Annotated in this window: 17 protein-coding genes; 9 read left to right on the top strand and 8 right to left on the bottom strand. The window is 66.4% G+C overall.

What is annotated here, in order from left to right; all coding sequences use genetic code 11:
- Positions 1 to 24 precede the first annotated feature (24 nt).
- The 7 genes from gyrA to dnaA all read right to left on the bottom strand — a co-directional run bounded on the left by gyrA (position 25) and on the right by dnaA (position 11021).
- Positions 25 to 2562, bottom strand: coding sequence for a DNA gyrase subunit A (gyrA, locus tag AW272_RS00140; RefSeq protein WP_066359836.1), 2538 nt, complete (start codon positions 2560 to 2562; stop codon positions 25 to 27).
- A gap of 38 nt (positions 2563 to 2600) precedes the next feature.
- Entirely contained in the window at positions 2601 to 4547 is a 1947-nt protein-coding gene (gene gyrB, locus AW272_RS00135; protein ID WP_083957768.1) for a DNA topoisomerase (ATP-hydrolyzing) subunit B, read from the bottom strand.
- A gap of 335 nt (positions 4548 to 4882) precedes the next feature.
- Positions 4883 to 5389 (bottom strand): DciA family protein, encoded by a 507-nt coding sequence (locus tag AW272_RS00130; protein ID WP_066359832.1) that lies wholly within the window; start codon positions 5387 to 5389, stop codon positions 4883 to 4885.
- On the bottom strand, positions 5379 to 6551 hold the full coding sequence (recF, locus tag AW272_RS00125; protein ID WP_066359830.1) for a DNA replication/repair protein RecF: 1173 nt from the start codon (positions 6549 to 6551) through the stop codon (positions 5379 to 5381). The genes AW272_RS00130 and recF overlap by 11 nt, the downstream gene beginning before the upstream one ends.
- Positions 6552 to 6613: 62 nt before the next feature.
- Positions 6614 to 7561, bottom strand: a complete 948-nt coding sequence (gene gnd / locus AW272_RS00120) for a phosphogluconate dehydrogenase (NAD(+)-dependent, decarboxylating) (protein ID WP_066359828.1) — start codon at positions 7559 to 7561, stop codon at positions 6614 to 6616.
- A gap of 78 nt (positions 7562 to 7639) precedes the next feature.
- A complete protein-coding gene (gene dnaN, locus AW272_RS00115) occupies positions 7640 to 8776 on the bottom strand; it encodes a DNA polymerase III subunit beta (protein WP_066359826.1) in 1137 nt (378 codons plus the stop codon).
- Positions 8777 to 9374: 598 nt separating this feature from the next.
- Positions 9375 to 11021: a chromosomal replication initiator protein DnaA gene (dnaA, locus tag AW272_RS00110; RefSeq protein WP_066359825.1), complete on the bottom strand. Its 1647-nt coding sequence runs from the start codon at positions 11019 to 11021 to the stop codon at positions 9375 to 9377.
- A gap of 454 nt (positions 11022 to 11475) precedes the next feature.
- On the opposite strand from dnaA, the gene rpmH reads away from it, so the two are divergent.
- The 9 genes from rpmH (at position 11476) to AW272_RS46270 (ending at position 18064) form a co-directional block, all read left to right on the top strand.
- Positions 11476 to 11613 (top strand): 50S ribosomal protein L34, encoded by a 138-nt coding sequence (rpmH, locus tag AW272_RS00105; RefSeq protein WP_174551777.1) that lies wholly within the window; start codon positions 11476 to 11478, stop codon positions 11611 to 11613.
- A gap of 69 nt (positions 11614 to 11682) precedes the next feature.
- Complete coding sequence (gene rnpA / locus AW272_RS00100) at positions 11683 to 12039, top strand: ribonuclease P protein component (RefSeq protein WP_066359821.1); 357 nt, start codon at positions 11683 to 11685, stop codon at positions 12037 to 12039.
- The gene (gene yidD, locus AW272_RS00095; protein ID WP_066359820.1) at positions 12036 to 12314 is read left to right on the top strand and encodes a membrane protein insertion efficiency factor YidD; all 279 of its coding nucleotides are present in this window, start codon (positions 12036 to 12038) and stop codon (positions 12312 to 12314) included. The genes rnpA and yidD overlap by 4 nt, the downstream gene beginning before the upstream one ends.
- Positions 12315 to 12318: 4 nt before the next feature.
- Positions 12319 to 13269, top strand: coding sequence for a membrane protein insertase YidC (yidC, locus tag AW272_RS00090; RefSeq protein ID WP_083957766.1), 951 nt, complete (start codon positions 12319 to 12321; stop codon positions 13267 to 13269).
- Between the two features lie 14 nt (positions 13270 to 13283).
- Positions 13284 to 13778 (top strand): Jag family protein, encoded by a 495-nt coding sequence (locus tag AW272_RS00085; RefSeq protein WP_066359816.1) that lies wholly within the window; start codon positions 13284 to 13286, stop codon positions 13776 to 13778.
- Between the two features lie 176 nt (positions 13779 to 13954).
- Positions 13955 to 14632, top strand: coding sequence for a 16S rRNA (guanine(527)-N(7))-methyltransferase RsmG (gene rsmG, locus AW272_RS00080; protein ID WP_066359813.1), 678 nt, complete (start codon positions 13955 to 13957; stop codon positions 14630 to 14632).
- A gap of 203 nt (positions 14633 to 14835) precedes the next feature.
- Complete coding sequence (locus AW272_RS00075) at positions 14836 to 15717, top strand: ParA family protein (RefSeq protein ID WP_066359811.1); 882 nt, start codon at positions 14836 to 14838, stop codon at positions 15715 to 15717.
- Positions 15718 to 15793: 76 nt separating this feature from the next.
- Positions 15794 to 16762, top strand: coding sequence for a ParB/RepB/Spo0J family partition protein (locus AW272_RS00070; protein WP_066359808.1), 969 nt, complete (start codon positions 15794 to 15796; stop codon positions 16760 to 16762).
- 969 nt (positions 16763 to 17731) lie between these two features.
- Positions 17732 to 18064 (top strand): tRNA nucleotidyltransferase/poly(A) polymerase-related protein, encoded by a 333-nt coding sequence (locus AW272_RS46270; RefSeq protein ID WP_066359807.1) that lies wholly within the window; start codon positions 17732 to 17734, stop codon positions 18062 to 18064.
- A 485-nt stretch (positions 18065 to 18549) separates the two neighbouring features.
- Here AW272_RS46270 and AW272_RS00060 read toward each other — a convergent pair whose 3' ends face one another.
- Positions 18550 to 19296, bottom strand: a complete 747-nt coding sequence (locus AW272_RS00060; RefSeq protein ID WP_245657143.1) for a dienelactone hydrolase family protein — start codon at positions 19294 to 19296, stop codon at positions 18550 to 18552.
- Between the last annotated feature and the right edge of the window lie 1558 nt (positions 19297 to 20854).

Here is a 20854-nt window from a genome sequence, read left to right as displayed (position 1 = left end):
CGGTATTCGTCTTGCCCGAGTTGGTCATTGCTCGTCTCCTGCCCCGTTCTCAGTCTCCACCGCTTCGGCAGCTTCCAACGCTTCCGCAGTCTCCAGCGCTTCGGCGTTCCGGGCTAGAGCCACCACGCTGTCGCCTTCCGCGAGATTCATCAACCGGACCCCCATCGTCTGACGGCCGGACTGCTTGATCTCTACGGCGCTGGTCCGGATCACTCCACCGGCGGAGGTGATCGCGAAGACTTCGTCTTCGGGTCCCACCATGACGGCTCCGACCAGCTTGCCACGGGCACTGACTATTTTCGCCGTCAGGACGCCCTTTCCGCCCCGGCCTTGCAGCGGATAGTGCTCAACCGGTGTGCGCTTCGCATACCCGCCCTCGGTGGCGATAAGCACGTCGTCACCATGGCTCATGACATTCATGGCCAGAAGTTCATCAGCGTCGACGAAACGCATACCGATCACACCACTGGTCGCCCGGCCCATCGGCCGCAGCGCCTCGTCGGAGGCGGTGAAGCGGATCGCCTGGGCGTTCTTGGAGACCAGCAGCAGGTCGTCTTCTTCGGAGACCAGCCTGGCGGCGATGACCTCGTCGTCCTCCCGGAGGTTGATGGCGATCAGGCCGCCGGACCTCGGGGAGTCGTACTCGGAGAGCCTGGTCTTCTTCACCAGGCCGCTGCGGGTGGCCAGGACGAGGTAGGGGGACACCTCGTAGTCACGCAGGTCGAGGACCTCCATGACCCGCTCGTCGGGCTGCATGGCCAGCAGGTTGGCCAGGTGCTGGCCGCGGGCGTCGCGGCCGGAGTCGGGCAGTTCGTACGCCTTGACCCGGTAGACCCGGCCCTTGTTGGTGAAGAACAGGAGCCAGTGGTGGGTTGTGGTGACGAAGAAGTGCTCGACGATGTCGTCCTGGCGGAGCTGCGCGCCTCGGACGCCCTTGCCGCCGCGCTTCTGGGCGCGGTAGAGGTCGGTGTTGGTGCGCTTGGCGTAGCCGCCGCGGGTGATCGTGACGACCATCTCGTCTTCGGCGATCAGGTCCTCGATGGACATGTCGCCTTCGTACGCGATGATCTCGGTCTTGCGCTCGTCGCCGAACTTGGTGATGATCTCGCCGAGTTCGTCGCCGACGATCGTGCGCTGGCGCTGCGGGCTGCCCAGGATGTCGTTGTACTCGGTGATCTGGACCATCAGGCCCTCGAACTCGTCCTGGATCTGCTGACGCTCCAGGGCCGCGAGCTTGCGGAGCTGCATGTCCAGGATCGCCTGGGCCTGCGTCTCGTCGATGTCCAGCATGTCGATCAGGCCCTGCTGGGCGGCCGAGGCGGAGGGCGAGCGGCGGATCAGGGCGATCACGTCGTCGAGGCGCTCCAGGGCCTTGAGCAGGCCGCGCAGGATGTGGGCCCGCTCTTCGGCCTTGCGCAGCAGGTAGCGGGTCCGGCGGACCACGACCTCGATCTGGTGGCCGATGTAGAACTTGACGAACTGGTCGAGCCGCAGCGTGCGGGGCACGCCGTCGACCAGCGCGAGCATGTTGGCGCCGAACGTGGTCTGCAGCTGGGTGTGCTTGTAGAGGTTGTTCAGCACGACCTTGGCGACCGCGTCGCGCTTGAGCACGACCACCAGGCGCTGGCCCACGCGCGACGACGACTCGTCGCGGACGTCGGCGATGCCGTTGATCTTGCCTTCCTTGACCAGCTCGGCGATCGACAGCGCGAGGTTGTCGGGGTTGACCTGGTAGGGCAGCTCAGTGATCACCAGGCACTGACGGCCCTTGTTGTCTTCCTCGACCTCGACGACCGCGCGCATCGTGATCGAGCCGCGGCCCGTGCGGTAGGCGTCGTCGATGCCCCGCTTGCCGACGATCAGCGCGCCGGTGGGGAAGTCGGGGCCCTTGACCCGGGCGATCAGCCCTTCGAGGAGCTCCTCGTCGGTCGCCTCGAAGTTCTCCAGGGCCCACTTGACGGCGTCGCCGATCTCCCGCAGGTTGTGCGGCGGGATGTTGGTCGCCATGCCGACCGCGATGCCGGCCGCGCCGTTGACCAGCAGGTTCGGGAAGCGCGACGGCAGGACCATCGGCTCCTGGGAGCGGCCGTCGTAGTTCGGCTGGAAGTCGACGGTCTCCTTGTCGATGTCCCGCAGCATCTCCATGGCGATGGGGGCGAGCTTGCACTCGGTGTATCGCATGGCGGCGGGCATGTCGTTGCCCGGCGAGCCGAAGTTGCCCTGGCCGTCGACCAGCGGGTAGCGCAGCGACCACGGCTGCGCCAGTCGCACGAGAGTGTCGTAAATCGAGCTGTCACCGTGGGGGTGGTAGGAACCCATCACGTCACCGACGACGCGCGAGCACTTGAAGTAGCCGCGCTCGGGACGGTAACCGCCGTCGAACATGGCGTAGAGCACCCGGCGGTGCACCGGCTTGAGACCGTCGCGCACGTCGGGGAGGGCACGCGACACGATGACCGACATCGCGTAGTCCATATAGCTGCGCTGCATCTCGGACTGGATGTCCACAGGTTCGATGCGGTCAGCCGGCGGCGGGCCCGGAGGCAGGTTAACTTCCGTCACGTCAATCCTTCACAAGGGTGGGGTTCGGCTGCCTCGGTCTAGACGTCCAGGAAGCGCACGTCGCGCGCGTTCCTGATGATGAACTCCCGGCGCGGGGCGACATCCTCGCCCATGAGAACGGTGAACATCTCGTCGGCCTGGGCGGCGTCGTCGAGGGTGACCTGAAGCAGGACGCGCGTCTCCGGGTTCATCGTGGTCTCCCAGAGCTGGTTGGCGTTCATCTCGCCGAGACCCTTGAACCGCTGGATGCCGTCGTGGGCGCGGGGGTCGCGCTTGCCGCGGGAGATCCCCTCTTCGATGATCGCGTCACGCTCGCGGTCGGAGTAGGCGTAAGACGCGTCTTCGCCCTTCCGGTCCCACTTGATCTTGTAGAGGGGCGGCTGTGAGAGGTAGACGTGACCGGCTTCGATCAGCGGCCGCATGAACCGGAACAGCAGGGTGAGCAGCAGCGTGGTGATGTGCTGACCGTCGACGTCGGCGTCGGCCATCAGGATCAGCTTGTGGTAGCGGAGCTTCGAGACGTCGAATTCGTCGTGTACGCCGGTGCCGAGCGCCGTAATCAGCGACTGGACCTCGGTGTTCTTCAGCACGCGGTCGATGCGCGCCTTCTCGACGTTCAGGATCTTGCCGCGGATGGGCAGGATCGCCTGGAAGCGTGAGTCGCGACCGCCCTTGGCCGAGCCGCCGGCCGAGTTGCCCTCGACGATGAACAGCTCACACTTCTCGGGCTCGCTCCACTGGCAGTCGGCCAGCTTGCCGGGCAGCCCGGAGCCGCTCTCCAGGAGCGACTTGCGGCGGGTCAGGTCGCGGGCCTGGCGGGCCGCGATGCGGGCGCGGGAGGCCGACAGCGACTTGCTGATGATCTCCTTGGCCTCGCCCGGGTTGCGCTCGAACCAGTCGCGCAGGTGGTCGTTACAGGCCTTCTGGACGAACGACTTGGCCTCGGTGTTGCCCAGCTTGGTCTTGGTCTGGCCCTCGAACTGGGGCTCGGCCAGCTTGACCGAGATGATCGCGGTCAGGCCCTCGCGGACGTCGTCACCGGTGAGGTTGTCGTCCTTGCCCTCCTTGAGGAACTTCTGCTCGCGCGCGTACCTGTTGACGATGGTCGTCAGCGCGGCACGGAAGCCCTCTTCGTGGGTGCCGCCCTCGGCCGTGTTGATCGTGTTGGCGAAGGTGTAGACCGACTCGGAGTAGGAGTTGTTCCACTGCATGGCGATCTCGACAGAGATGCCCTCGCCGTGCTCCTCGAAGTCGATCACCGAGTTGTGCGCCTGCTCCTTCTTGGAGTTCAGGTGCGCGACGAAGTCGGACAGGCCGCCCTCGTAGTAATAAGTGATCTCGGTCGGCCCCTCGTCGGTGCCGTGGTCGGGACGTTCGTCGCGGATGACGATCGTGAGGCCCTTGTTGAGGAAGGCCATCTCCTGGAAGCGGCGCGAGAGCGTCTCGAAGTTCCACGTGGTGGTCTCGAAGATGGTCTCGTCGGGCCAGAAGGTGATCGTGGTGCCGGTCTCCTCGGTGGGCTCGCCCTCGACCAGGTCGGTGACGGGCTTGGAACCGAGGTAGGACTGCCGCCACTCGAAGCCGTCGCGCTTGATCACGGCCTCGAGACGGCTGGACAGCGCGTTGACGACCGAGATGCCCACGCCGTGAAGACCACCCGAGACGGCGTAGGACTTGCCGTCGAACTTGCCGCCGGCGTGAAGGACGGTCAGCACGATCTCGAGGGTCGGCTTGTTCTCGACGGGGTGCAGGGCGACCGGGATGCCTCGCCCGTTGTCCACAACCCGCACGCCGCCGTCGGCGAGCAGGGTGACCTCGATGGTGTCGCAGTATCCGGCCAGGGCTTCGTCGACCGAGTTGTCCACAACCTCGTACACAAGGTGGTGGAGACCGCGTTCTCCGGTCGAGCCGATGTACATACCCGGGCGCTTGCGAACCGCCTCAAGACCTTCGAGAACGGTGATTGAGCCTGCGTCGTAGGACAAGTGCGAAATCCTCCTGCCGCGGACACGCGGCAGGGAAACATAGGATGGCTCCCTGCCGTGCCCGTCACCGTCGTGAGTGCCCCGATGCGCTCACCCTGGGGAATCGGCTCGCCACGGCCGGGGTGACACGCAAACGGACGTGTCCTTAAGTCCAGTTTCATTCTACCGGCTCTCGGAGCCTCAGGTGGCATTGACGGGGGCTGTGATGCCCTCTAATACGATGATCTTGGTTTTGGTGTGACACCCCTGACCCAGGGGTTCAGCGCGCCAGACGCGATTTCGGGCCGGTCCAAGACTTTTCCACAGGAGTTCTCCTGATCTTGTGGAAGCCCGCGTCAGCCATAAATGTCACCGGGCCCTCGACTGCCCTTCACTCGGATGTGTCCCGCCTGTCGAGGCGGCGCGAGGTTGGGCCCGCGGACCTTCACAGCCGTCACCGTTCCCTCTCCCAGCTCCTCGTTCAGCCTTCTGACCAGGGTCGGGGCGAGCAAACGTACTTGAGTGGCCCATGCCGTCGAGTCGGCGGAGACGATCACCTCGCCGTCTTCGAACGCCTCGGGCCGGGTGTGCAGCCCGAGTTCGGCCCCGACGATCTCCCGCCAGCGACCGAAAACACCTCCGATCGCCACCGGTTCCTCCCACCCCCGGGAGGCCAGAAGATCGGCGATCGCGGCCCCGAAGGTCAGCGGATCACCGGCATCCCGCTTGGGCCCCTTCTTCTTTCTGGGCTCGGTACGCGGAAGTTGCCCCCGCCGCTGGGCGTCGGCCTTGGCCTGGGCGAGCTTTTCGCGCGCCAGCGCCGCCCCTTTGGCCGCCGACTCCTTCGGATCGTCACCCGACACGGGTCACACTCCCCTCCGCGACGTCGAACCGGGCACCGCTCAGTTCTTTCGGTACGTCTTCCGCCACCGCCGCCGTGATCAGAACCTGCTCGGCCGGGGCGACGATCTCGGCCAGCCGGCGACGACGCTGAGAGTCGAGTTCGGCGAACACGTCGTCGAGGATCAGCACCGGATCGCCCCCTTCCGCACGCAGCAGGTCGTAGGCGGCCAGCCGCAGCGCCAGCGCGAACGACCACGACTCGCCGTGGCTGGCGTAGCCGCGCGCCGGCAGCTCACCGAGCCGCAGCAGCAGATCATCCCGGTGGGGACCCACGAGGGTGACCCCCCGCTCGATCTCCTGCGCCCGCGCCTCGGCCAGCGCCTGCCCCAACCGTACGGCGAGTTCCGCTCGATCCGTCCCCAGGTCGGCGTCGTCTGTGGAAAACCATCGATAGTCGATCTGCGCCGGCACCGAACCGGGCGCCAGTTCCGCATACGCCTTGGCCACGAGAGGTCGCAGGTTCTCCACCAGGTCCAGCCGGGCGGCGAGCAGCTCGGCGCCGTGGCGGATCAGGTGGGCGTCCCATACCTCCAGGGTGGACAACGCGTCCCCGGCGCCGGCCGAGGCGAAGGCCGCGTCGTCCATCTGCCGCCGGGGGCTCCTGCGACGGGCCTGCGAGGCGGTCCGGAGCAAGGCGTTGCGCTGCTTGAGGGCGCGGTCGTAGTCGGCCCGGACGCCGGCGAACCGGGGGTGGCGGGCCACGAGGAGGTCGTCCATGAACTTGCGGCGTTCTGAGGGGTCGCCCTTCGACAGGGCAAGGTCTTCGGGGGCGAACAGGACGGTCCGCAGCACGCCGAGCGCGTCTCTGGCCCGGGAGACCGGCGAGCGGTTCACCCGGGCGCGGTTGGCCTTGCCCGGGTTGATCTCCAGTTCGACCAGCGCCCGTCGCTGGTCACGCTCGATCTGCGCGCGGATGACGGCCCGGGGGGCGCCATGGCGTACGAGAGGAGCGTCGGTCGCCACCCGGTGCGACGCGTGGGAGGCGACGTAGCCGATGGCTTCGACCAGATTGGTCTTGCCCTGCCCGTTGGGTCCGACGAAGGCGGTGACCCCGGGTTCGAGCGCCAGCTCGGCGGTGGGGTAGGACCGGAAGTCCGTCAGCGACAGGTGGGCGGTGAACATGCCGGTAACGGTAACGGGCTCCCGCCGTGAAGCGGGAGCCCGTCCGAGTCAGCGGGGCCGGATCAGGAGCCGTTGGCCTCGCGCACGGTGCTGTCGGCCGCGCCCGGGGAGTCGGCGCCCTTCTCGTACGAACCCTCGGCGGCGGTGACGGCATGGCCGCCGAACTGGTTGCGGAGCGCGGCGACCATCTTCATCGCCGGGGAGTCGTCCTGCCGGGAGGCGAAGCGGGCGTAGAGCGCGGCCGTGATGACCGGCAGCGGCACGGCGTGGTCGACCGCCGCCTGGACGGTCCAGCGGCCCTCTCCGGAGTCCTGGGCGTAGCCCCTGAGGTCTTCCAGGCCGGGGTCCTCGTCGAGCGCCCGGGTGAGCAGGTCGAGCAGCCAGGAGCGGATGACCGTGCCGTGGCGCCAGCTTTTGAACGCTCCAGGCACATCGGTGACGATGTCGGTGGCCTCGAGCAGCTCCCAGCCTTCGGCGAAGGCCTGCATCATGCCGTATTCGATGCCGTTGTGAACCATCTTGGCGAAGTGGCCCGCGCCGATCGATCCGGCGTGGACGAACCCGTCGAGGCCCTCGGGCTTGAGAGTGTCGAAGATCGGCTGGAGGTGCGCGATGTCGTCGGCCTCGCCGCCCGCCATCAGGGCGTAGCCGTTCTCCAGGCCCCACACGCCGCCGGAGACGCCCACGTCGACGAACCGCAGGCCCTTCTCGGCGAGTTCCTTGCCGTGCTTCTGGTCGTCGAGGTAATGGGAGTTGCCGCCGTCGATGATCACGTCACCGGTGGAGAGCGCGTCGCTCAGGGACGCGATGGTCGCCCGGGTGGGCTCACCGGCGGGGACCATCACCCAGACGGCGCGGGGCGCCTCCAGGCGGTCGACGAGTTCCTTCAGGCTGCCGACGTCGCTGACGTCGGGATCACGGTCGTAGCCGACGACCTCATGGCCACCGCGGCGCAGCCGCTCGGCCATGTTGCCGCCCATCTTGCCCAGGCCGATCATGCCGATCTGCATGAGAGCTCTCCCTCAGGGTTCCATCTACGGTCACGCCGACTCGCCTACCCGACCCGAGGGTTGATCATACGGATTTGATCAACTGGAGAGGCGAATGGGCATGATCAGGTAGCGGTAGTCAGGTATGCCCCCATCTTCCACAGGTTTTCCACCTGTGAGGATGGCGGGCTTCGTCGAGGTGGTGAACTGCAGACGAGCAACGTCGGAATCGATGGCGCCGAGGCCCTCGAGCAGGAACTGGTGGTTGAAGGCGATGTTGATCTCGTCGCCGGTGAACTCGACCGGCAGGACTTCCACAGCCTGTGCCTCGTCGCCGCTGCCCGCCTCAAGCACGACCTCGTCGCCCCGGAAGGCCAGCCGGACCGGGGTGTTGCGCTCGGCGACCAGGGCCACGCGCTTGACGGCCTCGACGAAGGCGCTGGTGACCAGATCGGCATGGCAGGAAAACTCGGTCGGCAGCAGCGAGCGGTATTTGGGGAACTCGGGGTCGAGCAGCCGGGTCGTGGTGCGCCGCCCGGAGCTGCTGAAGCCGATCATGCCTTCGCCGGTGCCGCCCACGGAGCTCAGGGCGACCTCGACCTCGGCGCCGGTGACCAGCGACTTGGCGGTGTCGGCGAGGGTCCGGCCCGGGATCATCGCGATCGCCTGGAAGTCGGGCTGGTCGGGCTGCCACTTGAGCTCACGCACGGCCAGCCGGTAGCGGTCGGTCGCGGCCAGCGTGACCGTGTCGCCGTTGATCTCCATGCGGACGCCGGTCAGCATCGGCAGCGTGTCGTCCTTGCCGGCGGCGGTGGCCACCTGGGCGACGGCCGAGGCGAACGTGTCGCTGCCGATCCGGCCCGCGGCCGGCGGCATGGCCGGGAGCGAGGGATAGTCCTCCGCCGGCATGGTCAGCAGGGTGAACCGGGCGCTTCCACAGGTCACGACCGCCTTGGCGCCTTCCACCACGAAATCCACAGGCTGTGCAGGAAGAGCCCGGGTGATCTCGGCGAGCAGCCGGCCCGACACGAGCACCACACCGGATTCGCCGGTCTGCAGGTCGAGGGTGACCTCGGCGGAGACCTCGTAGTCGAACCCGGACAGCTTGAGCTGCTGGTCTTCGGTGACCTCGAGCCGCATACCGGCGAGGACGGGCACCGAGGGCCTGGCGGGGAGGCTGCGTGCCGTCCACGCGACGGCTTCGGCGAGCACGTCTCGGTCGATCCGGAACATCACGTGGATCAGCCTCCTGTGGTGGGTAGGGACGGCGTCGGGCAGTGACGACTGGGGGAGCGGCGACGCGGGGCTCGGGGTGTGACTGCCCATCTTCGTCGCTTGCCGGGAGGTGTCAACTCCGGGATTTTTTGCTCCGAGCTCAGCCCGAAGGTTGCTCTTGACTTTCCTCTAGGTGGAGATATCAGCAGTCTTAATAGGGGCTGTGGAAACTGTGGACAACACCTATATCTGCAGGTCAGGTGCTGTTTTTTTTCCACAGGGCTTGTGGACAGACTGTGGATTACTTAGAGCGCATTGGGGATAACTTTTAGTTACCCACAACGCGTCCACAGGTTTGCACCCAGTTATCCACCGGTTACCCACAGCTTATCCACAGGTTGTCCACACGAGACACGCCCAACACGGAGTGTGTTTTTTCCACTACCCACAGGCCATCCACAGCGTGTCCACAGGTTATCCACCGCTGGAGGGGGGTTTTTCCACAGGTTATCCACAGACTTGTCCACAGCCCGGCGTGGCCTGTTGATCTAAGTGATACGTGCGCTCAGCACGTCAGAGAAGTGTTCCGTGATCCACAGGGTTATCCACAGGCTGTGAATCAAGCGTTGCGCGCGCGCTGCTTGATGCGGGTCGTCAGCTCGTTGACCTGGTTGTACATCGACCGGCGCTCGGCCATCAGGGAGCGGATCTTGCGCTCGCTGTGCATAACAGTGGTGTGGTCACGTCCGCCGAACTGGGCGCCGATCTTCGGCAGCGAGAGATCGGTGAGCTCCCGGGCCAGATACATGGCGATCTGACGGGCGACCACGAGGGCCCGCGACCGCGATCCGCCGCAGAGGTCGTCGAGCGAGACGCCGAAGTACTCGGCGGTGGTCGACATGATGAGCGCGATGGTGATCTCGGTGCTGGAGCTGTCCTCACTGATGAGGTCCTTCAGCACGATCTCGGTCAGCCCGATGTCCACGGACTGCCGGTTGAGCGACGCGAAGGCCGTCACCCTTATCAGTGCGCCTTCGAGCTCGCGGATGTTGGTGGCGATCCGGCTGGCGATGTACTCCAGCACGTCGGGCGGCGCGGCCAGGCCCTCCTGGATCGCCTTCTTGCGCAGGATCGCGATGCGGGTCTCGAGCTCGGGCGGCTGCACGTCGGTGATCAGCCCCCACTCGAAGCGGTTCCGGAGCCGGTCTTCCAGCGTGACCAGCTGTTTCGGCGCCCGATCGCTGGAGATCACGATCTGCTTGCTGCTGTTGTGGAGGGTGTTGAAGGTGTGGAAGAACTCCTCCTGCGTCTGCTCCTTGCCCTCAAGGAACTGGATGTCGTCCACGAGGAGGATGTCCACAGCCCGGAACCGCGCCCGGAATCCGTCGGCCTTGTGGTCGCGGATGCTGTTGATGAAGTCGTTGGTGAACTCCTCGGAGCTCACATAGCGCACCCGCGCACCTTCATAGAGGCTCTGCGCGTAGTGACCGATCGCATGGAGAAGGTGTGTCTTCCCCAGCCCGGAGTCGCCATAGATAAAGAGTGGGTTGTACGCCTTCGCCGGCGCCTCGGCCACCGCGACCGCCGCCGCGTGGGCGAACCGGTTGCTGGCACCGATGACGAACGTCTCAAAGGTGTACTTCGCGTTCAGCCGCGCGGGCTCCCCCGGCGTCTTGCCACCCGAACGCGGCGGCGCCTTGTCGTTGTTCGGGGGGTTCTCCGCAGCCTGTGGATATTGGGTGTACGGCTGCTCCGCGGGCGGCGGCGCAACGGGGACTCCCTGTGGGCGCGGCTGTGGAAAATCAGCCTGCTGCTCCGGAGGATCCTGATGAAACCCCTGGCCGAAGCCCTGGGGAGATTGCACAGGCTGTTGAAAACCGCGATCCCCAGCCTGGGGAAAACCGCCGCCTTGGGGGAAACCGGTGGGGCCGCCGGCCGGGGAGAACCCGCCACCCTGGGGAAAACCACCCGGGCGGCCGTAGTTCTGCTGGGTCGGCTCGGCCTGCGTGGCCGTCGGATCGACCATCACCGCGATGCGGACCGGACGGCCGAACTCCTGCGACAGCGCCTGGGCGATGAGGGGGCGGAGCCGCACCTCGATGACTTCCTTCGCGAAGTCGTTGGGCGCGGCCAGCAGAATCGTGTCGTTGATCAGCCCCGATGGCTGCGTCATCTGCAGAAATGCGCGCTGCTGCCCCGAGACGCCCTGGTCCAGGAGAGTGGTGAGCGCTCTTGCCCACAACTGGTTGAGGTCGACGCCGTCCACCGTTCGGCACTCCTCCCTGACGCGGCCCCCGCAAAAGCTTGCCGCGTATCGTTTTCCACACCCGCCTCACCCGGTCCGGTCCCGGTGGCGCCGGCCTCCGCTGTGAGTTTCCACAAATGATCCACAGGAGATCCACAGGTGCTCTGGGTGTGGAGGAAGGCCAGAAGGCCTGACAGTAGCGCTGTGCGCGACCTGCCTTCAAGACGTTGTCCACAGCCTACTGGCAGTCGTTGCCCACAGGGTGTGGATGACCAAGAGGATTGTGGATAACTCCACAGCCTGTGGATAACTATGCGCGATTCCGGGTGCCGGTTTGACCATTCGGGCGTGTAGCCCGTAACGTGACCCGGTCGGCTTATCTCGGGACGGCTCTTTCGCATGCCCAGCGCCCGGTGGGTCGTAAACTTTGGTCTAACCGCCCTAACGACAGGGCACATCTAGCCTGGAGCCCATCGTGAGCAAGCGTACTTTCCAGCCGAACAACCGCCGTCGCGCGAAGACCCACGGCTTCCGGCTGCGCATGCGGACCCGCGCCGGTCGCGCCATCCTGGCCGCCCGCCGCCGCAAGGGTCGTCACGAGATCACCGTCTGACCCGGCACCTCGTAGCAGCCCCGCCCGCCGTCACCTCTGACGGCGGGCTACTTGTTAAGGAAGTATCCGGTGCTCCCGCCCGCTTCACGTATGCGCCGAGGCGAGGAGTTCGCCGAGGCGATCCGACGTGGGCGCCGCGCCGGTCGGCCCTCCCTGGTCGTGCACTTCACCGCTGTGGAGGGTGACGAGACCCCGATCGTCGGGTTCGTCGTCAGCAAGGCCGTGGGCGACGCGGTCACCAGGAACAGGGTCAAACGAAGACTCAGACACCTGATGCGGGCACGTCTGCACCTCCTTCCGGGAGGTAGCCTGCTGGTGGTACGCGCCAATCCACCGGCTGCGTCCGCGCGCAGCGAGCACCTGGCCGCCGATCTCGATGTCGCGCTCGAACGACTCCTGCGGCGGCCGCGGGACGGACGGTCATGACAACCGAGCAGCCCCAGCCGGTCACGCCGGTCTCGACGGCTGCCCGCGTGTTGATCGTCCCGATCAGGTTCTACCGGGCGTTCATCAGTCCCCTCCTGGGGCCTCGGTGCCGTTTCTTTCCCTCTTGCAGCGCGTACGGCCTCGAGGCGATCGCCGTGCACGGGGCGCTGCGCGGGTTGTGGTTGACCATCCGCCGCATCGGCCGATGCCATCCCTTCCACCCCGGCGGGTTCGATCCCGTGCCCCCTCGACCCCACGACAAGCAAGGGAGCTAGCTCGGTGGAGCTGTCCTGGCTGAACTGGCTTTATACGGCCATCGCCTGGGTGATCACCCATATTCACAACTTTTATAGCCTTGTCCTCAGCCCCGACAACGGGCTGAACTGGGCTTTGACCATTGTCACGCTGACTGTGCTCATGCGGGTCCTGATCTTCCCGCTCTTCCTGAAGCAGATGCGCTCCTCGAAGAAGATGCAGGAGCTGGCACCCAAGGTTCAGGATCTGCGCAAGCGTTACAAGAACGACAAGCAGCGCATGAACCAGGAGGTCATGCGCACCTACCAGGAGGCGGGTGCCAACCCCCTGGGTGGCTGTCTGCCGATCGTCGCGCAGTTCCCGATCTTCATCTCGATGTTCACCGTGCTGAACGCGATGGCCCATGGCGAGCCCAGGTTCGGCATGACGCAGCAGCTCGTCGACAGCGCCCGCGCCGCCCACATCTTCGGCGCTCCGCTCCCGGCGACGTTCTTCACCAGCAGCGCGGACATCCAGGGCTACGGTGCCGATCCGGTCATCGCCAAGATCGTCCTGGTCATCTTCGTCGCGGTCTCGTCGCTGACGACGTTCCTGACCGTCCGGCAGAGCGTCACGCGTTCGATCGCGCAGATGCCGGACAACCCCATGGCACAGCAGCAGAAGATCCTGATGTACATCTCGCCGCTGTTCGCCGTGTTCTCGCTGAACTTCCCGCTGGGCCTGATCCTCTACTGGGTCACCACCAACGTGTGGACCCTCGGCCAGCAGCACTGGTTCTACAGCCGTAACCCGATGCCGCAGTTCGACGCCAAGGGCAACCTGATGCCCGTCGAGACCAAGCCGGGCTTCTTCGCGCGCTTCCGCAAGACCCCGCCGCCGGCGCCAGAACAGCCGGCGGAGCCAGAGACTAAGATCGTCCGACAGCAGCCGACGCGGCAACCACGCAGCAAGCGCACCGGCAGCAAGAAGCCGTGAGAAGGAGTTCCCACGTGACCGAAGCCGAGGAGACCGTCAAGGCGGCTCCCAGCGTCGCTTCCCTGGAAGCCGAGGGCGAGATCGCCGCCGACTATGTCGAGGGCCTTCTCGACATAGCCGACCTCGATGGCGACATCGACATGGACGTCGAGGGCGATCGCGCGCTCGTCTCCGTGGTCGGCCTCAAGGGTGGCGACCTGGTCGGCCCCGGCGGTGAGGTCCTGGAGGCGCTCCAGGAGCTGACCCGCCTGGCCGTCCACCGGCAGACCGGCGAGCGCTCCCGGCTCATGCTCGACGTCGCCGGTTACCGCGAGCGCCGCCGTGCGGAACTCACCAAGATCGGCATGGCGGCCGTCGACGACGTCAAGGCGTCGGGCGAGCCGAAGCCCCTCAAGGCGATGACGCCGTTCGAGCGCAAGGTCATCCACGACGCGGTCGCCGCCGCCGGCCTGCGCAGCGAGTCAGAGGGGGAGGAGCCCCGGCGTTTCGTCGTGGTTCTGCCCGCCTGATACCCCGCCCTGTGGAAACCGCCGCCCCGTCCCGGGTCGGCGGTTTTCTTGTCTGTACGGCCTGTGCTGGGCTTTTGGCCCGCCGCACACAGTTGTCCACAGGGCACGCACCGCAGTGTCCACAGGTTTATCCACAGGCTCCTGGCTGTCGTCCACCGCCCGATACCCTACGAGGGATGACCGAAGAGATGAGCAACCAGCAGCCTCCCGAAGCCGCCCATGCGGTGTTCGCGGGCGAGGCCTTGGCCCAGGCGGAAACCTTTGCTTCCCTGCTGGCCGGGCCGGGGGTGGTGCGCGGGCTGCTCGGCCCCAGGGAGGTCCCCCGCATCTGGGACCGCCACCTGTTGAACTGTGCCGTGATCGCCGAAGTGGTGCCGCCCGACGTGAAACTCGTCGACATCGGCTCGGGCGCGGGCCTGCCCGGCATCGTCCTGGCGATCGTCCGCCCCGATGTGACGGTGACCCTCCTGGAACCGCTGCTCCGGCGGACGGTCTTCCTCGAAGAGTGCGTCGAGACCCTCAAGTTGCCCAACGTCGAGGTGCTCCGCGGTCGTGCCGAGGAACTGAAGGGCAAGCGGGAGTTCGACGTCGCCACGGCCCGTGCCGTGGCCCCTCTTGATCGCCTGCTCGCATGGTCACTCCCCCTCCTCACCGAGGGCGGAGAGCTGCTGGCGATGAAGGGTGAGCGGGCCGCCGAGGAATTGGCGGGCGCCAAGGCCCAATTGTCAGCTCACGGGGCAAAGACGGCCGAGCTTGTCACGGTCGGGCGCGGTAAAGTCGACCCGCCTGCAACTCTTGTCCGCGTCATCGCCGGCGCCGGTTCACGAGGTGCACAGCGCCGACGTAAGAGGTAATCGAGGTCGGGCCGGGAACGATCGAATCCGACCTGGGACGACCCGAGGAGCTCGCGGCGACGCGACGAGCGCGGCCTGATGGGGGTGGGGTCGCACTTCCGCTCCGAACCACCGGCTTCAAGCCGGTCGAAAGGACGACCAAGGTGTCCCAGCCCCCGCTAAGCCCCGGTGATTCCCCGCTGGTTCGAGAGGCACTGAGTTCTGTGGTTTCACGTGAAACAGCCGCGCCCGCCAAGCCGGCCGCCGACGGTCCCGTCGGATATTCCGCCCGCCGTGACGGAGACTGGCCGCGCCCGCCCAAGACCCGAGTGATCACCGTTTGCAACCAGAAGGGCGGGGTGGGCAAGACGACGAGCGCCGTCAACCTGGCCGCAGCCCTTTCGATGCACGGGCAGCGAGTCCTCGTGGTCGACCTCGACCCGCAGGGCAATGCCTCGACGGCTTTGGCCACCGAACACCGGGCCGGGACGCCCTCTATCTATCAGGTCCTGGTGGAAGACCTCCCGATGGAGTCCATCGTGACCGAGGTCCCCGACATGCCGGGCCTCTACTGCGCCCCCGCCACCCTCGACCTGGCCGGCGCGGAGATCGAACTGGTGCCGATGGTCGGCCGGGAAACCCGACTGCGCCGGGCCTTCGCGGCCTACGAGTCGGCCCAGATGGACTACATCCTGATCGACTGCCCCCCGTCGCTCGGCCTGCTGACGGTCAACGCGCTGACGGCCGCGCAGGAGGTCCTGATCCCGATCCAGTGCGAGTACTACGCGCTGGAAGGCCTGACCCAGCTCCTCCAGAACGTCGAGCTGGTCCGCGTCCACCTGAACCAGCCCCTCAACGTGTCGACGATCCTGCTCACCATGTACGACGGCCGCACCCGCCTGGCCTCCCAGGTCGCCGAGGAGGTCCGCTCCCACTTCGGCGCCACCGTCGTCGACGCGGTCATCCCCCGCAGCGTCCGGGTCTCGGAAGCCCCCAGTTATGGTCAGTCGGTCATGACCTACGACCCGGGTTCGAGCGGCGCGATGGCATACATGGACGCGGCACGAGAGATCGCCTATCGCGGTGCGGCGGTCGCGGAGGCGTGAACCTGTAGCCTTCTACAATCGTGCGCGGCGGTTTAAGAACCGACGCGGCGTTTCTTTGGTGCGGTGAGGAGCAAGGGTGAGTCAGCAGCGTCGGGGACTCGGCAAGGGCCTGGCCGCCCTCATCCCCAACGGCCCCGCCATGGAGCCGGGGGTCGTTCCGGCGCCCGCTCCTCCCGGTGATCGGGATCTGGTGCCGGTAGCGGGGGCACACTTCCAAGAGATCCTGATCAAGCAGATCGTGCCCAACCCCCGCCAGCCCCGAGACATCTTCGATGATGAACGCATCCGGGAACTGGCCGACTCGATCCTTGAAGTCGGCCTGCTGCAGCCGATCGTCGTACGTGCCGCCGGCAGGGACGACCACGGCAAAGACCAGTTCGAACTGATCATGGGCGAGCGCCGGTGGCGGGCCAGCCAGCTGGCCGGCCTGGAGCGCATCCCCTCGATCGTCCGCAGCACGGGCGACGACGAGATGCTGCGCGAGGCCCTGATCGAGAACCTCCAGCGAGAGCAACTGAACTCCCTGGAGGAAGGCGCGGCCTACCGCCAGCTCCTCGACGACTTCGGCGCCACCCACGAACAGCTGGCCAAGAAGGTCGGCCGCTCGCGCTCCCACATCACCAACACCCTGCGCCTGCTGAGCCTCCCCGTGAGCGTCCAGGTCCGCCTGGCCGCCGGTTCGATCACTCCGGGGCACGCACGCCCCCTGCTGACCCTGGGCGACCCAGTGGCCCAGGAGCGCCTGGCAGACCGGATCGTGGCAGAGGGTATGACGGTCCGAACGGTCGAAGAGATCGTGTCGATGGGTGACGCGTCCGCCGGCCCGGCTCCTCGGAAGCCGAGGACTAAGCAGCCGACGGCACCGGCGTTGCGGACGCTGGCGGATCGGCTGTCGGATCACTTCGAGACCAAGGTGAAGGTCGATTTAGGGCGTCGGAAAGGGCGGATCGTGGTGGAGTTCTCCACGATCGACGACCTTGAGCGCATCATCGGCACTATGGCTCCTGACGCGGCCAACCAGATGCGAGGGCTGGAGAGCGACTAGGTTTCACGTGAAACAGCTCCTCTGGGCTTAGGCCCGGGGGAGCTGTTGTGCGTCTGGGGGTGCTTGGCGGACTTCCCGGGCCGTGTCGTCCGTTAGATCTTCCCGCACCTGATGAACACGATCACGTCCCCCGGCCAGTGCGGGCCGTCCCCGCACCAGGTCTCACCGTGGTCAGCGTGCTGCTATGGCTCCACATGTGATCTACCGGACACGTCTAGGGCCCGGGAGAACATTGCGAGCTGACTAACTTGGTTTCACGTGAAACAGCGCCGCTACCGTCAATAACCCGGACCTGTACCTCCTCGGTGTGGGATCCAGCCGCCGCTGAACTCCGGGCGCTCGCCACCCCGACTAAGGATCTCGGCGCCTCTCGGTGGCAGCCGATCCACCGAGCCTCTGATCAGCTAGGCCAAGGTATTGGCCAGCTCGTTGCCCCCTCAGCTCAGCCGGGGGGCGGTCACGGGCCCGGCACCGGCCACCGTGCCGGGCGACCCGATCGGGATGGCTGGCCAGGCGCAGACGCCTCCCCGCTCGACCTGTGGCGGCTGGGCAATCACGGGACGTGGTCTCAAGGCTCCCAGCTGGCCGCGACTGGCCAGCCGACCCGAGTCGAAGCCTCGGTCGCGGAAGGACTGTCGTGGTCGTCACGGGTGACGCGGCGGGCGATGGGTTCGCTCATGGGCGACCTAGCTCGACACGGAAGCTGTCGATGAGTTGTCGCAGTATCTGCGGGCAGGCATGGGAGGCCGCCGGGCCCGTGGCGGCGTCGTACACGATGAAAGAGATCGCGCTGATGCCCGTGAGGGTCGCTGCAATAAGCCGAGGAAGTACCGACCATAGTGATCGCCTGCCCTATGGGAGTCAGGCGTAACGCCGCGCATGAAGTTCATCCATGCCTCCCCCGAACCCGGCTACAGGGACAGTTCGACCGGCTCTGGGGTTCACCGTCGTCCCCAACGGGTCAGGGCGATGACTGAGATGGCCGACCGCATCCAGGCCGAGCTCGACAAGCCGATCTGCGGCGCTCACCCACGTGAGGGCCTGGCGCTACTGGTCGACATGGGGCTGGCCGACGCCGTGCTGCCCGAGCTTGAGCCTGAGATCTTGGCGGCGGTGCCGTCGATGCCGGGGTGGAGCGCTTGCGGTTTCCAGTCGACCTTCCACGCTATTGAGGGGTGTCGTCGGCGTAGGCGGGCGCTGAAGCCAATTGTCGTGAGAGGGATGCCTCTGTCAGGTCGCTTCACCTCCCGGCGGATGGCGGCTTGCGTGGTGGCCACTGATGTTGAAAGACGACGGCGGTGAAGGCGTCTAGGCCTGAGTCATCTAGCTCTATGGGGCGAGTTCCTGTAGCAGGGCCATTGCTTCGGCTGCTCACCCACTGATGTCGGTGACTTGAGCTTGGTGGTCCGCATCACGACGAAGTCGTTGCCGCTCTGTTCGTGCGACATGAGGTTCGGTCGCTGCCTACGACTCGTTGAGGAAGAGGTTGCACCGCAATGGGTAACGGAGGTTCCGGGGGCATGTGGCGATGTTGCCGCGATCCCGCCTGTGCGCTGGCTCTGTGCGGAAGGCAGTCACCGGACTCCGCCACCACGTTGCCGTCGACCGGGTGCCGTGGCGAACCATCTGTACGAGCAGCCATCAGCCCTGTACTTCCCTGGAGCTCCTGAACGGGTTTCCTTCTGTCGGCGTTGCCTCCGGGGTCTGTCAGCAGCCGCGCCAAGGAGCGTGCGCTGTGCCACGCTGATCGGGTACGGAACCCGATCAGCGTGACGCGGGCGGCTACGTCAGTTCAGGTGTCGGGAGAAGAATCGCACTGAGCTGTCCAGCTCGAACCGCGGGATCTCTCCGTGCTTGCCTGGGTTGGCGTGGAGGGTTTTCTCGGTTGAGCTGAAGCGATCGAAGAGCGCGAGGCTGTCTGCGCGGGGAACCAGCTCGTCGTCCCATTGCACGAGGAACTCCAGCGGGACGGTGATCCGTTCGGCGCCCTCGGCACAGGTTTTCGCACCGTTCAAGCCCAGCACGGCTGAGCGGACGCGAGGTTCGGCGGCGACGAACGGAACGCCAAGGGCGGACCCCTGTGACACTCCCCAGTAGCCCACCGGGCCTGCCCCGACGTGGTCGAGTTTCTGGACCGCGTCCAGAACCGCCTGCCACTCCGGGACGCTCTGGCCGGCGAGCAGCGCATGGAGTTCGGCGAGTATCGGGGTGGCGTCGCCGCCCGTCTGAAAGCTGGTCCGCATCTCGGTGATGAGCCGCTTGTGTTCGTCGGATTGCGGACGACCGCCGTGGGCGGGGGAATCGACGGCCACGACGGCGAAACCGCACTCGGTCGCGAAGCGGCGGGCGCGTGCCACGACGCCGGGAGCCTGCTTGTGCTGGCCGCCGCCGTGTCCGATGAGGATCAGTGGACGAGAGCCGGTGGCGGAATCCGGAGACCACAGCACGCCGGGGATGTCCCCGAAGCTGAAGGAGAGGGTGAAGAGTTCTTCAGTGACGCCGTCGGAGGACGTCTGAGAGATAGAGCGCAACATGCGCGTTCGAGCCTTTCGGGATGCCTTCTGCGGGCACTCCCTAGCCCATGAAGGGGAGGGAGTCCCGACCTGTCACAGCGTTGATCGGTCTCACCTCCTCAGTTCGCAGCAGCATCTGGCGACGCCGAAGTTACCACGAAACGGATTCATCCGTCCTGCGGCTCTGCCAGGGTGAACGGCGTCGACTCGATGTCAGTCACATGCGCTGTTTCACGTGAAACAGCGCATCCAGCGTCGACGACGCCGATTCGATACGGCTGTTCTCCGGTGAGATGCCGGTCCTATCACCCACAGAGATTTCGCGGCACGACCGAGAGGAACGGCCCCCAAAGCTCACACCTCGCCGGCTGGAACGGGTGCGCTGGCTGATGAAGCATCCAAGCGAGCCTCGCTTGAACGCCAGAGTTCTCTCCTTGTCGGCTCTGGCGGTGCGGTGGAGGCGGAGGAGAGGTCCGTGAGGTCGGCGTACATGTGAGCGTGCCGGAGCCTGCGGGCGCCGCAGGCGACTAACTCCTGTCTCACTCAATCCGGCGTCGGTGGAGACCGCCCCGCTCTGGAGCTGCCATTGGTGTACCGCGTCTTCTCCTCTGGGCCGAGGAGATCGGGAGCGTCAAGCTCGCCGAGCGGAGTGGGCGCACGAGACCCGCCCAGCTTGATGTGGCTTGGGCACCTGCATCGAGGAGCAAGCGATGGCTGACGTCGGCTGATAGTGCATGCGAGGGACTTCAGGCGGCACTAGGCCGGGATGTCGGTCCTGCGGTGACCGGCAATCGCTGGCGGGCTGTGCATGCACGCCAGCCGATCCGTGCAGGGAGGCCGCAGGCAGGAGGCCGGATGGGAAATGGCGAACGTCAGTGATTGACGGGATAGGGCCTGGCTCTGGGCCGCCAGCGGCGAGTACCTGATCGGTCCGGCGCTCCCTTCCGTGGGCACGGGCAGCCGCCTATCGCAATCACAACGTCGGTCCACGATGATTCCGACGTCGGCGGCCCTTCAGGGACTTCGGGTTCTCCTCAGCCGGAGGATCCACGGTTGTCGGCGCAGCCTGGGCCGATTAGCTCCTTGGGCACCAATCTCACGAGGCGCCAGATCCGGAGCTGAGGCTAGGTCGCGTAGCTGGCCGCCGTAGCTCGCAGCGACCGCCGAAACTTCGTAGCGCGGCCTGTTAAGCGGCCTGAGCGGCGTCGACTCCGTGAGCGCCGATCTGATGGCGCGCCGGATCCGGAGCTGCAGCCAGATCGCGTAGCTTGCGCCGCAGCTCGGAGCAGCCGCCGGAACTTCGTAACGCGGCCCGTTAAGCCGCCCGAGCGCATCGGCTCGGTGAGCACCCATCCATGGGCGCCGGATCCGGAGCTGCGGCCAGATCGCATAGCTGGCCGCCGCAGCTCGCCGCGACCGCCGGAACTCCGTGACACGGTCCGTTAAAGAGTGCGGACACGTGGAGGCTCACACGTCGGGGGAGAGCTGGTTCGGACGCTTTATCGGGAGCGATGCTGCTGGTTCTGATTGTGCACCAGCGTTTCTGCGACTTTCCGCGCCGGGCGGCGTCTCCGCTGGG

The sequence above is a fragment of the Herbidospora mongoliensis genome (assembly GCF_001570545.1).
Classification (GTDB): Bacteria; Actinomycetota; Actinomycetes; order Streptosporangiales; family Streptosporangiaceae; genus Herbidospora; species Herbidospora mongoliensis.
The sequence above is the reverse complement of the archived record's forward strand: the minus strand, read 5'-3'. Positions and strand labels throughout refer to the sequence as shown.